A 15,782-nucleotide genomic window follows, 5' to 3' on the forward strand; every position below is an offset into this window, starting at 1 on the left:
CGACCCGCGATCACATCGGCGGCGCGCCTACGAACGACCCGCCGTGCAGATCAGCGGTCCGCCCGAGCCGTCGGTACTGCTCTCCTCGGAGACGACCTTGCCGTTGCGGGTGATCGAGCAGCCGACGTCGCCGGTGTAACCGAGGACCGTCACCGTGACCAGCGGCGCGTCCGAGGTGAACGCCTTCGACCACGGGAGCGGCTGCGTACCGAAGAGACCCGTATCCGGCACGCCCACCGTGACGAGCTGCGCCGAGCCGCTGCCCGTGACCTCCACCCGCCACTGACGGGCGTCGGGCCCCGTGCTCGAGCCGCCGCCGAAGATGGGCGGGATCGAGATGCCCGACGGGACGCCGCTGGGCAGCGTGATGCCGCCGGGCTTGGTGCTCGTGGTGGTCGTGGTCGGGGGAGCGGTCGGCGTCTCGGACGAGGCCGTCGTGTTCGACGGGCCGCCGCTGGTCGCCACGAGCGCGACGATCACCGCGAGAACGAGCGCGAAGGCCACCGCCGCCGCGGCGATCCACAGCAGCTTCCGGTTGCCGCCCGAGCCGTCACCGTCGCCGCCCGAACCACCGCCCGGGCCGCCGGGGCCCGGGGGAGGACCCTGCGGCGGCTGCGCGCCGTACTGGCCGTACTGATCCCCGTACGCGCCGGGCGCGCCCGGCGCGTAGCCGAGCTGATAGCCACCGTCGTACTGCTGCGTGGGCGGCTCCTGCGGCCCCGGCCCGGCGGGCCCCACCGGGCCTCCGACGGGTGCCTGCGGGCCCTGCGGTGCGCCCGGATCTACCGGTCCGTCACCGGGGCGCTCGTATTCGCGTGTCGGTGTCGGCACATTCTGCGCGGCGGGGCCGACGGGGTAGTTCTGGCCGCCGGGGTGCTCTCCCGGGCGCTGCGGATCCGGATATCCCATGGTCACACCGTACGCGCCGGGCGGCGGCCGGAGAACTGTGAGTTACTCACCAGTACTGCACACAGCCTGTGGATAGATCCCCGAAATCCCAGGAGTGACCTGGGGAGAGTTCATCCACAGGTTTCCACAGGCGGCGTTCCTCACCAATCACACGGATGTAGTTCCACAATCGCTGCGGCGCGTCGTCAACACCCCGACACGCCACCCGCGCTGCGCGGACGGCGAGTTTCCACATCCTCCACAGGCCTTATGACGATGACATATTTCTTCCCTAGATACTTCTTCTGAAAAGAGGCGCAGTGAAGGTCCGGCGGACTCCGCCGGCCCGAACCGGTAGTTCGCGCCAGCGGCCACCTGAACGCCACCGGATCACTCCGGCTCCTATAGCATCGAAGACCTCACGGTCGTGCCCGCCACGCCGTCCCCGAACGACCCCCACCGAAAGGCCCCGTCGGCATGAAGTTTCGCGTCCCGCACGAGGAGTTCGCCGAATCCGTCGCGTGGGTGGCGCGCAGCCTGCCCTCGCGCCCACCGGTGCCGGTGCTCGGCGGCGTCCTGCTCACCGCGGGTGACGACGGCCTGACCGTGTCGGGATTCGACTACGAGGTCTCCGCGCAGGTGCGCGTCGGCGCCGAGGTCGCCGACGAGGGCCAGGCCCTCGTCTCCGGCCGCCTGCTCGCGGACATCACGAAGGCGCTGCCGAACAAGCCCGTCGACGTGCAGCTCGACACCACCCGCGTCGCGATCACCTGCGGTAGCGCGAAGTTCTCGCTGCCGACGATGCCCGTCGAGGACTACCCGCAGCTGCCCGAGCTGCCGCAGCAGACAGGCGCCATCGAGCGCGGCACCTTCGCCGAGGCGATCGCGCAGGTCGCGATCGCCGCCGGCAAGGACGACACGCTGCCGATGCTCACCGGCATCCGGGTCGAGATCGAGGGCGAGCGCGTCGTGCTCGCGGCCACCGACCGGTTCCGGCTCGCGGTCCGCGAGTTCGACTGGCAGCCCGCCTCGTCCGACGTCAAGGCCGCGGTCCTGGTGCCGGCGAAGACCCTCTCCGAGGCCGCGAAGACCTTCGCCGTCGACCCGGAGGTCGGCATCGCGCTGGGCGCCGGCTCGGCCGTGGGCGCCGACGGCCTGCTCGGCGTGGTCGGCGCGGACCGTCGCACCACCACCCGGCTGCTGGACGCGGACTTCCCGAAGTTCCGGCAGCTGCTGCCCGCGTCGCACACCGCCCTCGCCACGATGGAGATCGCGCCGCTGCTCGAGGCCATCAAGCGCGTGGCCCTCGTCGCCGACCGCGGCGCGCAGGTCCGGATGGAGTTCGCCGACGGCTCGCTGCGCCTCTCGGCCGGCGGCGACGACGCCGGCAAGGCCGAGGAGGAACTGCCCGCCGACTTCCAGGGCGAGGCGCTCACCATCGCCTTCAACCCGGGATACCTGCTGGACGGCCTGGCCGCGATCCACACCGAGTCGGTGACCTTCGGCTTCACCACGCCCAGTCGGCCTGCGGTGCTGCGCCCCGCGGAGGAGAATGGCTACCAGCCGGACGACTCCGGCGCGTTCCCCGCGCCCCAGAGCCCGTACACGTACCTGCTCATGCCGGTGCGCCTGCCCGGCTGATCGAACCGTCGTCTCCGCACGGAAGGGTGCCGCGAACATGCAGTTGGGTCTGATCGGTCTGGGCAAGATGGGCGCGAACATGCGCCAGCGCATCCGCAACGCCGGCCACGAGGTGATCGGCTACGACCCTCGCCCGGAGGTCACCGACGTGCCCTCGCTGGAGGCGCTCGCGGAGTCCCTCGCCGCGCCCCGCACCCTCTGGGTGATGGTGCCCGCCGGCGACATCACCCGCGAGACGGTGCGCAAGCTGGCAGACATCCTCGAGCCCGGCGACCTGGTGATCGACGGCGGCAACTCCCGCTACACCGACGACCAGGTCAACGCGGAACTGCTCTCCACCAAGGGGATCGGCTACCTCGACTGCGGCGTCTCCGGCGGTGTCTGGGGGCTGGAGAACGGCTACGGCCTGATGGTCGGCGGCTCGCAGGCCGACGTCGAGCGCGCCCTGCCGATCTTCGACGCGCTGCGGCCGGAGGGCGTGCGCGAGGACGGCTTCGCGCACAGCGGCCCCGTCGGCGCGGGTCACTACGCCAAGATGATCCACAACGGCATCGAGTACGGCCTGATGCAGGCCTACGGCGAGGGCTACGACCTGCTCGAGGCGGAGCCGCTCATCGAGAACGTTGCCGGCACGCTCCGGGCCTGGAGCAAGGGCACCGTCGTGCGGTCCTGGCTGCTCGACCTGTTGGTCAAGGCCCTCGAGGAGGACCCGGGCCTGCAGGAGATCACCGGCTACACCGAGGATTCCGGCGAGGGCCGGTGGACCGTCGAGGAGGCCATCCGCCACTCGGTGCCCGCGCCCGTCATCGCCGCCGCCCTGTTCGCGCGATTCCAGTCGCGGCAGGACGATTCGGACACCATGAAGGCGGTGTCCGCACTGCGCAACCAGTTCGGCGGGCACGCCGTGCGGCGCGCGGACTGACCGGGGCCGACTGCTCCTTTGTACGTCCGCCGGCTCACCCTGCACGACTTCCGGTCCTGGGACGACGTCACCGTCGACCTGGAGCCGGGCGTCAGCGTCTTCGTGGGCCGCAACGGCTTCGGTAAGACCAACCTCGTCGAGGCCCTGAACTACCTCGCGACGCTGGGCTCGCACCGCGTCGCCACGGACCAGCCGCTCATCCGCGTCGGCGCGGACAGCGCGTCCGTCGCGGCGACGGTGCACAACGCGGGTCGTGAGCTCACCGCGGAGATCGACATCGTCGCCGGCCGGGCCAACAAGGCGCGGATCAACACCGCGCCCTGCCGCCGGCCCCGCGAGCTGCTGGGGATCCTGCAATCCGTGCTCTTCGCGCCGGAGGACCTGGCCCTGGTGCGCGGCGAGCCCGGCGGCCGCCGCCGCTTCCTCGACGATCTCGCGATCCTCCGCACGCCCCGCATCGCCGCGGAGAAGGCCGACTACGAGCGGGTTCTCAAGCAGCGCAACGCCCTCCTCAAGACGGCGTACGCGGCGGCCCGGCGCGGCGGCCCCGACGCCGACTCCATGCTGTCGACGCTCGACGTCTGGGACGCGCAGCTGGCCCGGTTCGGTGCCGAGGTGCTCGCGGCCCGGCTGGAGGTGGTGGCGTCGCTGGCGCCGCACCTCACCGTGGCGTACGCCTCGCTGGCGCCGCACTCGCGGGCCGCCACCGTCGCGTACACGAGCTCGCTGTTCGAGGACTTCGACGGTGACCCGTCCGCCGCGTCCGTGGCCGAGCTGGAGCGGCTGATGCTCGACGGCCTCGCCGCGGCCCGGCAGCGCGAGATCGAGCGCGGCGTGTGCCTCGTCGGACCGCACCGCGACGACCTCGACCTACGGCTCGGGAACGAGCCGGCGAAGGGCTTCGCCTCCCACGGCGAGTCCTGGTCGTACGCGCTGGCGCTGCGGCTCGCCTCGCTGGAGCTGCTGCGCGCCGGCGGTTCCGAGCCGGTGCTCCTGCTCGACGACGTCTTCGCCGAGCTCGACGCGAAGCGGCGCACCGCTCTGGCCGAGGTGGCCGCCGACACGGAACAGGTGATCGTCACCGCCGCGGTCCCGGAGGACCTGCCGCCCGCGCTGCGGGCCGCCACCTTCCAGGTCACCGTCGACGGGCCGGCCGACGCCCGCGTCTCCCGGCTGGCCGAGGCGGAATCCGGCGCTCCGGGGCCGTCTTCTGCGGTGTAGACCCCTGCCGCGTACAGTGCCACTGTTCGGCCCAAATGGGAATGATTATTGATAACGGCGTGTCAGCGACGTCGTCGGAAGGGGAGAGCGGTGCGCATCGCGATCGCATGCATGGGCTCGCGCGGCGACATCAGCCCGCTTCTGGCGGTGGCCCGCGTCCTCGCCGACCGCGGCGACGACGTCCGGGTCGGCTGCACGGTCGAATCCCAGGCGTACGTGGTCTCGCACGGCTTCGAGCCGCACATCCTGACGACGCTGAACCTCAAGGAGTTCCTGCAGTCGCCGCAGGGCCAGGAGAAGTTCTTCGGCGCGAGCACGACGACGCAGCTGCGGGAGGTCGGCAAGCTCGCGGACTCGCACGCGGACGAGTTCGACGAGCGCCTTGCCGAACTCTGCCGGGACGTGGACTGCGTCATCAGCACCAGGATCATCGAAGAGCGCGCCGCGCTGGTCACGCACCGCGAGGGTGTGCCGCTCGTCATGGTGGAGTACTTCCCCGGCGACGTGCACAGCACGGTCCCCAATCCGCTGCTGGGCCCGCGCCTGCAGGACGTGACCGCGCGGATCCCGCTGCTCCTGCCGCTGACCTACCGGGTCTTCAATCTGGGCTGGGCCCTGAGCATCTTCAGCAAGACCGTCGAGCTGGCGAAGCGGGTCGAGTACCCGCGGCGCATCATCGATCCGCGCTCGGTGCTCGCGGGCCGCGACATCCTGCGCGTCGAGGCCTTCGGCCGGGCGCTGGTGCCCCCGCGGTCGCGCGAGGACGCGCGGCACCCCCGCATCGGGTTCATCCGCATCGAGGGCCGGCCGGCGGATCGCACCGAGCGCGACGCGATGATCGAGGCCTGGCTCGCGCAGGACGACCGCCCCGTCGTCTACGTGGGATTCGGCAGCATGCCCGTCGTCGACTTCGACGGCGTCGTCGGCGGCCTCGCGGAGATCCTGGCGGAGGACGGCCTGCGCGTGCTGGCCGTGCCGGGCTGGTCGGCGCGGACCCGCGACGAGGTGGTGAACACCCCCGACCTGCTGATCGTGCCCGACGTGGACCACGACACCGTCTTCCCGCGCTGCGCCGCGCTCGTGCACCACGGCGGGGCCGGCACGACGGCCATCGCGGCGGCGTCGGGCCGGCCGTCGCTGGTCTGCAGCCAGGCCTTCGACCAGCACTTCTGGGGCCGCCGCATCGAGGCCGTCGAGGCCGGTGCGATCCTGCCGCGCCGCCGGATGACCGCCAGGACCATCGCCGAGGGCGTTCTGCGCCTGGTGCGCGACGAGTGCATCGTCGACGGTGCCCGTCGCACCGGCACGGCCGCCGCCGCGGACCTGGGCGGGCGGGACGAGTTCCTGGCCGCCTTCGACGCCTTCCTGGCCGAGGTCGACGGTGCCCGCGCCGCGGCCGCCGATCGCTGACATGACCGTCTCCGCCGGCGGACGGTCCGGCGCGACGCGCTGGATCTCGCTCGGCACCCTGTGCATCGCCGTGCTGATGACCGGCATGGACAACAGCATCGTCACCATCGCCCTCCCCACCCTGAGCGAGGAGTTCGGCGGCGGCATGAGCGCGCTGCAGTGGATCGTCGACTCGTACACGCTGGTCTTCGCGGGGCTGCTGCTCGCGACGGGCTACCTCGGCGACCGCCTCGGCCGGCGGAAGGTGCTCATCGCCGGCCTGCTGTGCTTCGTCGCGATCTCGGTTCTGGCGACCCGGTCCACGTCCCTGGCGGAGCTCATCACGGCCCGGGCCGCGCTCGGCGCCGCCGCGGCGCTGATCTTCCCCGCCACCCTGGCGATCATCTCGGACCTGTTCCCGGAGAAGGAGGAACGGACCAAGGCCATCGCCGTGTGGTCCGCGGCGGCCGGCGCGTCGATCGCGATCGGCCCCGTGGTGGGCGGCTACCTCGTCGAGCACTTCGCCTGGTCGTCGGTGTTCTGGATCAACGTGCCCATCTCGATCGTCGCGATCGTGGGTTGCCTCGCGCTCGTCCCCGAGTCCTTCGGCTCGGAGCGGCCGTCCTTCGACCTCCTCGGTGTGCTGCTGTCGATCTCGGGGATCACGCTGCTCGTGTGGGCCCTGATCGAGGCGCCGAACTTCGGCTGGGGCAGCGCGCCCGTCGTCGGGGCGCTGATCGGCGCCGCGGTGTTCCTGGTGTCGTTCGTGTTCTACGAGCGACGGCACCGCAATCCGGTGCTCGACGTGACGCTGTTCCGCTCGCGCGGCTTCGCGATGGGCTCCTTCGCGATCTGCGCCGGCTTCTTCTGCCTCCTCGGCTTCGTCTTCATCACGATCATGTACTTCCAGGCGGTGCTGGGCTACGGGCCGCTGGAGACCGCGGTGCGGGTGATCCCGTTCGCGCTCGCGGCCGTCGCGGTCACGCCGCTCGCGGCGCTGGCGAACACCGAGCGGCGGATGCGGTTCACGATCTCGCTGGGGCTCGCGATCATGGCCGTCGGCTTCGTGCTGACCTCACGACTCACCGAATCCGCCGACTACCTCACGCAGATCCTGCCCGCGATGTCGGTGATCGCCGTCGGCCTGGGCCTGCTGCAGGGGCCCGCGACCACCTCGGTGATGACGTCCGTGCCGTCGGGCGAGGCCGGCGCCGGCTCCGCGGTCAACGACACCACCCGCGAGGTGGGCGGCGCGCTGGGCGTCGCCATCCTGGGATCGGTGGTCGCGCACTTGTACTCCGCAAAGGTGGCGGAGGACGTCGCGCGGCTGCCCCTGACGCCGGACGCCAGGGCCGAGGCCGAGTCCTCGGTGATCGGCGGCATCCGCGCGGTCGGCGCGGCGGCGCCCGAGCTGCAACCCGTGCTCGGGCACACCGTGCAGCAGGCCTTCGTCTCCGCCATGCAGTCGGCGAACCTCGTCGCCGCCGGGGTGGGCGTGGTGGCGTGCATCGTGGTCGCTGCCTTCCTGCGCACCCGGCCGCCGTCGCGGCACCGTCGGACCGCGGAGGGTGAGCGGGTCAGCGTGCAGGAGCTCGTCGCCCGGGCCGGCGAGGCCGTGACGGCACCGATCATGCTGCCTTCCGCGAACCTCCCGCGAGGAGTCCCGCCAGTCCGCACAGCCACGCCGTCGGGTAACCGACCGCGAGCGACAGCGGGATCACCGGCCGTCCGTACTCCCGCAGCACCAGGGGCACGAGGACCGGGAGCACCGCCGCGGCGAGGGTGACCCATCCCCAGCGGCGCGCGGTCCCGCTGCCGCGGCGGACCAGGCGCAGGTTGGCCCACCAACACAGCAGGCCGAGCGCGCCGACGACGTACAGGTAGCCGTAGAGCGGCGCGGCCTCGCCGTACTTGCCGACGGGGTCGTACAGCGCGTGGAGGTGTCGGTCCAGCCCACCGAGTGCGAGGTGGTCGGCGAGCGCGTAGCCGAGGCCCGCGGCGGTGGCGAGCGCGCCGAGCCCGTAGGCGACGACGGTGCGGCGGGTTCCGGTCGACGGTGTCGCGGCCCCGCGGTCGAGTGTCTGCTGCGTCATGTCCCTCTCCTTTGGTACTCCGTGTACCAAGTTGGTACACCGAGTACCATAGGTCTGTGAGCGACAGTTTGGAACCCCGAGTACCAAAATCGGGGACAACCCCGAGGCGACAGCGGCTCGCCCTGAACGAGACGCGGCGCCGGGTCCTGGAGAGCGCGGTGGACCGCGTGCTGATCGACGGGCTCGGGAGCGGCCTCGAACACGTGCGGCTGGAGGACGCGGTCCGCGACGCCGACGTCTCGCGCACCGCCGCATATCGGTGCTGGCCGCAACGGGAGGACTTCCTCGCCGACGTCCTCGCCGCTCTCGCCGAGCAGGCCCTGCCGATCGTCTCGACCCGCGGGGCGCGGGCCACGACCGTCGTTCGCGGTGCCGTCGGGGACGACCCGCGGGCCCTGCGGACGGTGGAAAACCGTCGCGCCGCGCTCCTGCGCGGCGTGACCGCTTCGGCCGATGACGACCTGCTCGCCGATCGCGAGGAGGACCGGCGCTGGCGGCTGTACCTGACTCTGGCACTGGTCGTTCCGTCGCTGCCGGCCGGGCCGCACCGTGACCGCGTGGTGGCGGCGGTCGATGGAGCGGAGGAGGCCGTGCTGGCCCGGCTCGAGGAGAACTACCGCCGGCTGTTCGAGCTCTTCGGGTACACGAGCGTCATCGGGTACCGGGAGCTCGCGACCGTCGGGCTCGCGCTGATGCGCGGGTACGTCGTGGGCGGCCACACGGGCGCCGGGCCCGGCCGCCCCGGACTCGGGTACGCCCTTCTCGCCGACGGGGCGGCGACACCGTCGGACCGGGAGGAGTGGGACGAGGAGCGCGGCCGGCGCGTGCTCGACCGACTCGCCGGGACCGACGTCTTCGACGGGGCCTGATCGTCACCGGGAAACGTGTCGGTGCGAGTGAGTAGCCTGGTGACCACAGGCTCCGGCGAGGGAGGTGTCATGGCTGAGCAGAACAGTGACGGGCCGCTGCACGGCTCCGATATTGCGCGGCGCGCCCTCGAGGAGGCTCGCGCGGCGGCGAAGGCGGCGGGCAAGTCCGTGGGCCAGGGCCGCTCCGAGCCGATGACCGGCGGGGTGCGGCGGCTGCGCCGCGGCTCCAAGCGATGGAGCGGGCCCTCGCCCGACAACCGGGATCCGCAGCCCTTCGGCGCCCTCGTCGGCGGCATCGCCAAGGCCCGGGGCTGGGACAAGAAGGTCAACGAGGGGACCGTGCTCGGCTGCTGGGAGACCGTGGTCGGCGCCGACGTCGCCGCGCACGCCCGGGCCGTCAGTTTGCGGGAGAAGGTGCTTTACGTGAGCGCCGAGTCCACCGCCTGGGCCACGCAGTTGCGGCTCATGCAGTCCCAACTGCTGGCGAAGATCAACGCGGCCGTCGGGCAGGGCGTGGTCACCTCGCTGAACATCACCGGGCCCAGCGCACCCAGCTGGCGCAAGGGGCCACTGCACGTGTCGGGCCGCGGACCGCGCGACACCTACGGCTAGGCGGAGGGCGGTTCCGGGAGGAACTGCGCGAGGTCGATGCCGCGGTCGGCGGCGAGGGCCTGCAGCTTCGAGGCGTCGTCGACTTGGATGCAGACGCACGCGTGCGGGCCGTCCTCGTCCCGGCGCAGGACGTAGTAGGCGGTGCTGTCGGTGAGCAGCGCTCCGTCGGCGTCGAGGAAGAGCCAGCGGACGTGGACCAGCGTGATCGCGCCGGTGAGCGGGGTCGCGGACAGCAGTTCGTGGCCCACGGAGGCGAGTCCCAGTGCGCGGTACAGGGGGTAGGAATGCTCCAGGCCGCGGGCCATCGCCGCCCGGTCATCGAGGACTCCGGAGAAGCGGTCGTCGACGATCATTCCGGGCTCGGCCCACAGGCTCGCGGCGGCCGTCGCGTCGAATCGCGTGAGCGTCTCGGCGTAGCGGTCGAGGTAGTCATCGATCTCGGCGTGATCCATGCCTCCGACTCTACGATCGATTGCCGGTTCACGCCCCAGCGTCGCCGTGTGCGCGTCGGATCGCATTTCGGAGTGAGCGGACCGAAACGAGGTTGATCGCGTCTGCGACGCGATGAGGGCGTGGCAAACGCATTCATCGTCGTGAAGAGGAGTAGACTAGAAGGGCAAGAGTGCCTCGTCTCCTCGGGGTGCTGTCCGATCGCCATCGTGGCGGCTGCGGCCCGTGGAAGTTCACGGCCGTTCGCCCGGTGGTTTCGACGAAGGAGCGCCAACACATCGTGGCGGCTGACAACAACGCGGACAAGCCCAAGGGCTCGTACGGCGCGGAATCCATCAAGCAGCTCGAGGGCCTGGAGGCGGTGCGCAAGCGCCCCGGCATGTACATCGGCACCACCGGACCCCGCGGCCTGCACCACATGATCTGGGAGGTCGTCGACAACTCCGTCGACGAGGCCATGGCAGGCCACGCGACCCGAGTCGACGTGACGCTCCGCGCCGACGGTGGCGTCGAGGTGGTCGACGACGGCCGCGGCATCCCCGTCGCGATGCACGCCAAGGGCGTCCCGACCGTGCAGCTGGTACTCACCTCGCTGCACGCGGGCGGCAAGTTCGACTCCGATGCGTACGCCGTCTCCGGCGGCCTGCACGGCGTCGGCATCTCCGTGGTCAACGCGCTGTCCAGCCGGGTCGAGGTCGAGATCGACGTCGACGGCTACCACTGGCAGAACAACTTCCACTGGGACGAGAAGAAGCGCGACTCCGTCGCCGAGGACCTGATCAAGGGCGAGCCCACCACGCGGACGGGTACGACGGTGCGGTTCTGGGCCGACCCGAAGGTCTTCACGGAGACGACGCACTACGACTTCGAGACGGTCTCGCGCCGCCTGCAGGAGATGGCCTTCCTCAACAAGGGCCTCACGATCACCCTCACCGACGAGCGTCCCGTCGCCGTCGAGGTGCCCGACGAGGACATCTCCGAAGAGGCCCCGTCGGCGCACGAGGAGGTCGTCGCCGCGGCGCTCGCCGAGGTCGCGCCGAAGAAGCGCGAGCGCATCTTCCACTACCCGGACGGCCTCGTCGACTACGTCAAGCACATCAACGCGCGCACGTCGAAGTCCCCGATCCACAGCTCGATCATCTCCTTCGAGGGCAAGGAGAAGGGCCACGAGATCGAGATCGCGATGCAGTGGAACTCCGGCTACTCCGAGTCGGTGCACACCTTCGCCAACACCATCAACACGCACGAGGGCGGCACCCACGAGGAGGGCTTCCGCACCGCGCTGACCGGCGTCGTCAAGGCCTACGCCAAGGACAAGAAGCTGGTCAAGGAGAAGGACGGCGAGCTCTCGGGCGACGACATCCGCGAGGGCCTCGCGGCCGTCATCTCGGTGAAGGTCGCCGAGCCCCAGTTCGAGGGCCAGACCAAGACCAAGCTGGGCAACTCCGAGGTCAAGGGCTTCGTGCAGAAGGTCTGCCGCGAGCAGCTGCAGTTCTGGTTCGACTCGAACCCCGCCGACGCGAAGACGATCGTGCAGAAGGCCGCCGCCTCGGCGCAGGCCCGACTCGCGGCCCGCAAGGCGCGGGAGCTGGTGCGCCGCAAGAGCGCCACCGACATCGGCGGCCTCCCCGGCAAGCTGGCCGACTGCCGCAGCAACGACCCCGACAAGTGCGAGGTCTACATCGTGGAGGGCGACTCCGCCGGCGGCTCCGCCAAGAGCGGCCGCGACTCGATGTACCAGGCGATCCTGCCCATCCGCGGCAAGATCATCAACGTCGAGAAGGCGCGGATCGACCGGGTGCTCAAGAACACCGAGGTCCAGTCGATCATCACGGCCTTCGGCACCGGCATCCACGACGAGTTCGACATCGCCAAGCTGCGCTACAAGAAGATCGTCCTGATGGCCGACGCCGACGTCGACGGCCAGCACATCGCGACGCTGCTGCTGACGCTGCTGTTCCGGTTCATGCGGCCCCTGGTGGAGCACGGACACGTCTACCTCGCGCAGCCGCCGCTCTACAAGCTCAAGTGGCAGAAGGGCGCCGAGCCGCAGTTCGCCTACAGCGACAACGAGCGCGACGTCCTGCTGGCCGACGGCCTGCAGAACGGCAAGAAGATCAACAAGGATGACGGCATCCAGCGCTACAAGGGCCTCGGCGAGATGAACGCCAAGGAACTGTGGGAGACCACGATGGACCCGGCCGTGCGCGTGCTCAAGCAGGTCACGCTCGACGATGCCGCCGCCGCCGACGAGCTGTTCTCGATCCTCATGGGCGAGGACGTGGTGGCCCGCCGCTCGTTCATCGCGCGCAACGCCAAGGACGTGCGGTTCCTCGACGTGTGATCGCCGGCGCGCCCGCATGCCGGGCGCGCCGCGCACCGTCGAACCGATGAACTCGAAGGACTGAAATGACTGACACCACTCCGCCCGCCGAGACCGGCGGCCACGACCGGATCGAACCGGTCGACATCCAGCAGGAGATGCAGCGCAGCTACATCGACTACGCCATGAGCGTGATCGTGGGCCGCGCCCTCCCCGAGGTGCGCGACGGCATGAAGCCGGTGCAGCGCCGCATCCTCTACGCGGCCTACGACGCCGGCTACCGGCCCGACCGCGGCTACGTGAAGTCCGCCAAGCCCGTCGCCGAGACGATGGGCAACTATCACCCGCACGGCGATTCGTCGATCTACGACGCCCTCGTGCGCCTCGCCCAGCCCTGGTCGATGCGGTATCCGATGATCGACGGGCAGGGCAACTTCGGCTCGCCGGGCAACGATCCCGCGGCCGCCATGCGTTACACCGAGGCGCGACTCACGCCGCTGGCGATGGAGATGCTGCGCGACATCGACGAGGAGACAGTCGATTTCACGCCGAACTACGACGGCAAGACGCAGGAGCCGACCGTGCTCCCGTCGCGCGTGCCGAACCTGCTGATGAACGGCTCCGGTGGCATCGCCGTCGGCATGGCGACCAACATCCCGCCGCACAACCTGCGCGAGCTCGCGGACGCGATCTTCTGGTGCCTGGACAACTTCGAGGCCGACTCCGAGGCCACCCTTGAGGCGTGCATGGAGCGGATCAAGGGACCGGACTTCCCGACGCACGGCCTCATCGTGGGCAGCCAGGGCATCAAGGACGCCTACTCCACCGGCCGCGGCTCGATCCGCATGCGCGGCGTCGTCGCCGTGGAGGAGGACTCCAAGGGCGCAACGGAACTCGTCATCACCGAGCTTCCCTACCAGGTGAACCCCGACAACCTCGTGCTGTCGATCGCCGAGCAGGTGCGCGACGGCAAGATCGCCGGCATCAGCAAGATCGAGGACCAGTCCTCGGATCGCGTCGGCATGCGGATCGTGGTGCGGCTCAAGCGCGACGCCGTCGCCAAGGTGGTGCTGAACAACCTCTACAAGCACAGCCAGCTGCAGACCAGCTTCGGCGCGAACATGCTGTCCATCGTCGACGGCGTGCCGCGCACGCTGCGCCTGGACCAGATGATCCGCTACTACGTGACGCACCAGTTGGACGTCATCGTGCGGCGCACCCGGTTCCGGCTGCGCAAGGCCGAGGAGCGGGCCCACATCCTGCGCGGCCTGGTCAAGGCACTCGACGCCCTCGACGAGGTCATCGCCCTCATCCGGCGGTCCGAGACCACCGAGATCGCGCGCGCCGGCCTGATCGACCTGCTCGACGTCGACGAGCTGCAGGCCAACGCGATCCTCGACATGCAGCTGCGCCGCCTGGCGGCCCTCGAGCGGCAGAAGATCATCGACCAGTTGGCCGAGATCGAGCTCGAGATCGCCGACCTCAAGGACATCCTCGAGAAGCCGGAGCGCCAGCGGGCCATCGTCCGCGACGAGCTCGGCGAGATCGTCGAGAAGTTCGGCGACGACCGCCGCACCAAGATCATCGCCGCCGACGGCGACGTGACCGACGAGGACCTCATCGCCCGCGAGGACGTGGTCGTCACGATCACCGAGACCGGGTACGCCAAGCGCACCAAGACGGACCTGTACCGCAGCCAGAAGCGCGGCGGCAAGGGCGTCAAGGGCGCCGACCTCAAGCAGGACGACATCGTGGCGCACTTCTTCGTGTGCTCCACCCACGACTGGATCCTGTTCTTCACCACGAAGGGCCGCGTGTACCGCGCGAAGGCCTACGAGCTGCCCGAGCAGAGCCGCACCGCCCGCGGCCAGCACGTTGCCAACCTCCTGGCCTTCCAGCCGGAGGAGCGCATCGCCCAGGTCATCCAGATCAAGGCCTACGACGACGCGCCCTACCTGATCCTGGCCACCAAGAACGGCCTCGTGAAGAAGTCCAAGCTCGAGGACTTCGACTCGAACCGCAGCGGCGGCATCGTCGCCATCAACCTGCGCGACGAGGACGAGCTGGTGGGCGCGGTGCTGGCCTCCGAGTCGGAGGACCTGCTGCTGGTGAGCAAGAAGGCCCAGTCGATCCGCTTCAAGGCGACCGACGAGGTGCTCCGCCCCATGGGCCGGGCAACCTCCGGTGTGCAGGGGATGCGGTTCAACGACGACGATCAGCTGTTGGCGCTCAACGTGGTTCGCGAGGACACGTACCTGCTCGTCGCCACGTCGGGCGGTTACGCCAAGCGGACGTCGATCGCTGACTACACTCCTCAGGGGCGTGGCGGCAAGGGCGTGCTGACGATTCAGTTCGACCCGAAGCGCGGCGAACTGGTGGGTGCACTCATCGTCGACGACGAGACCGAGCTGTACGCCATCACGTCCGGCGGCGGAGTGATCCGCACGGCGGCGCGGCAGGTCCGCAAGGCGGGCCGGCAGACCAAGGGCGTCCGGCTGATGAACCTGGCCGAAGGCACTAGTCTTTTGGCCATCGCCCGCAACGCCGACGAGAGCGACGAACCCGAGCAGGCGGACGGCGAGGCATAAGCCGCCGCGGAGCACGAAGGAGCGCATGTGAGTACCCCTGGAACCGGATCCGGCCAGCCGCCGGAGTCCGGACCGGAGGCGGGCCGGCAGCCCGTCCGGATCCCGCGACGCGACACCGATGTCGGCCGCGTGATCGATGCGCCCACCGAGGGCGTGGAGCGCGACGAGCTGCCGAAGAACCTGCCGGACCTGGACAAGATCCATCAGGTCGCGCCGGCCTCCGCGCCGACGGTGCCGGTCCCCGCGCAGTCGGCCGCCGCGGCGACCGAGGCGCCCACGGCGCCGGCCGCTCCGGCCCCGGCGGAGGAGACGGCATCGTCGAACCTGCACACCGTGGGCGGCGCTCCCGCCCGGGCCGCGGGCGTGAAGACACAGGCCGCGAGCGGGCCGGTGCGGGCGGGCATGCAGCTGCGCAGCATCGACCCGTGGACCACCTTCAAGCTCAGCGGCGTGGTCTCCGTGGTGCTGTTCTTCGTGTGGATGATCGCCGTCGGCGTGCTGTACATCGTGCTCAGCGGCATGGGCGTCTGGAGCAAGATCAACGACAGCTTCCAGACGCTGACCAACGAGCAGGCGGGTGTCAGCCTGCTGACGGCGGGCAACGTGTTCACCTACGCGGGCCTCGCCGGCCTCGCGAATGTGATCCTGCTGACCGCGCTCGCCACCGTCGGCGCGTTCATCTACAACCTCTGCGCCGACCTCGTGGGCGGCGTCGAGGTGACCCTCTCCGATAGGGATTGACCAGCAGTTTTGTAGAACCCGAGGTGCGCTGGTAATGTTCCACCT

General features: G+C 70.4%; 12 protein-coding genes. 10 read left to right on the top strand and 2 right to left on the bottom strand.

The features are described from left to right. Window positions 1-27: 27 nt before the first annotated feature. On the bottom strand, window positions 28-909 hold the full coding sequence (locus tag LB823_RS00240; protein WP_224644769.1) for a hypothetical protein: 882 nt from the start codon (window positions 907-909) through the stop codon (window positions 28-30). 456 nt (window positions 910-1,365) lie between these two features. On the opposite strand from LB823_RS00240, the gene dnaN reads away from it, so the two are divergent. From dnaN to LB823_RS00275, 7 genes are all read left to right on the top strand, one after another. Further along, on the top strand, window positions 1,366-2,529 hold the full coding sequence (dnaN, locus tag LB823_RS00245) for a DNA polymerase III subunit beta (RefSeq protein ID WP_224644770.1): 1,164 nt from the start codon (window positions 1,366-1,368) through the stop codon (window positions 2,527-2,529). A gap of 37 nt (window positions 2,530-2,566) precedes the next feature. Further along, on the top strand, window positions 2,567-3,451 hold the full coding sequence (gene gnd, locus LB823_RS00250) for a phosphogluconate dehydrogenase (NAD(+)-dependent, decarboxylating) (protein WP_224644771.1): 885 nt from the start codon (window positions 2,567-2,569) through the stop codon (window positions 3,449-3,451). Window positions 3,452-3,469: 18 nt separating this feature from the next. Beyond that, entirely contained in the window at window positions 3,470-4,672 is a 1,203-nt protein-coding gene (gene recF, locus LB823_RS00255; protein ID WP_224644772.1) for a DNA replication/repair protein RecF, read from the top strand. Window positions 4,673-4,762: 90 nt separating this feature from the next. Then, on the top strand, window positions 4,763-6,082 hold the full coding sequence (locus LB823_RS00260; RefSeq protein ID WP_224644773.1) for a glycosyltransferase: 1,320 nt from the start codon (window positions 4,763-4,765) through the stop codon (window positions 6,080-6,082). A gap of 1 nt (window position 6,083) precedes the next feature. Next, a complete protein-coding gene (locus LB823_RS00265; RefSeq protein WP_224644774.1) occupies window positions 6,084-7,847 on the top strand; it encodes an MFS transporter in 1,764 nt (587 codons plus the stop codon). 363 nt (window positions 7,848-8,210) lie between these two features. Beyond that, window positions 8,211-9,023, top strand: coding sequence for a hypothetical protein (locus LB823_RS00270; RefSeq protein WP_224644775.1), 813 nt, complete (start codon window positions 8,211-8,213; stop codon window positions 9,021-9,023). Between the two features lie 69 nt (window positions 9,024-9,092). Further along, window positions 9,093-9,635 (top strand): DUF721 family protein, encoded by a 543-nt coding sequence (locus LB823_RS00275; RefSeq protein ID WP_224644776.1) that lies wholly within the window; start codon window positions 9,093-9,095, stop codon window positions 9,633-9,635. Here LB823_RS00275 and LB823_RS00280 read toward each other — a convergent pair. Next, entirely contained in the window at window positions 9,632-10,087 is a 456-nt protein-coding gene (locus LB823_RS00280) for a hypothetical protein (RefSeq protein ID WP_224644777.1), read from the bottom strand. The genes LB823_RS00275 and LB823_RS00280 overlap by 4 nt on opposite strands. Before the next feature lie 275 nt (window positions 10,088-10,362). On the opposite strand from LB823_RS00280, the gene gyrB reads away from it, so the two are divergent. The 3 genes from gyrB (at window position 10,363) to LB823_RS23935 (ending at window position 15,737) form a co-directional block, all read left to right on the top strand. Continuing rightward, window positions 10,363-12,429: a DNA topoisomerase (ATP-hydrolyzing) subunit B gene (gene gyrB, locus LB823_RS00285; protein ID WP_374201259.1), complete on the top strand. Its 2,067-nt coding sequence runs from the start codon at window positions 10,363-10,365 to the stop codon at window positions 12,427-12,429. Window positions 12,430-12,494: 65 nt separating this feature from the next. After that, on the top strand, window positions 12,495-14,996 hold the full coding sequence (gene gyrA / locus LB823_RS00290; protein WP_224644779.1) for a DNA gyrase subunit A: 2,502 nt from the start codon (window positions 12,495-12,497) through the stop codon (window positions 14,994-14,996). Window positions 14,997-15,023: 27 nt separating this feature from the next. Then, the gene (locus tag LB823_RS23935) at window positions 15,024-15,737 is read left to right on the top strand and encodes a DUF3566 domain-containing protein (RefSeq protein WP_224644780.1); all 714 of its coding nucleotides are present in this window, start codon (window positions 15,024-15,026) and stop codon (window positions 15,735-15,737) included. Window positions 15,738-15,782 lie beyond the last annotated feature (45 nt).

The organism is Tsukamurella sp. M9C, assembly GCF_020169415.1.
Classification (GTDB): domain Bacteria; phylum Actinomycetota; class Actinomycetes; order Mycobacteriales; family Mycobacteriaceae; genus Tsukamurella.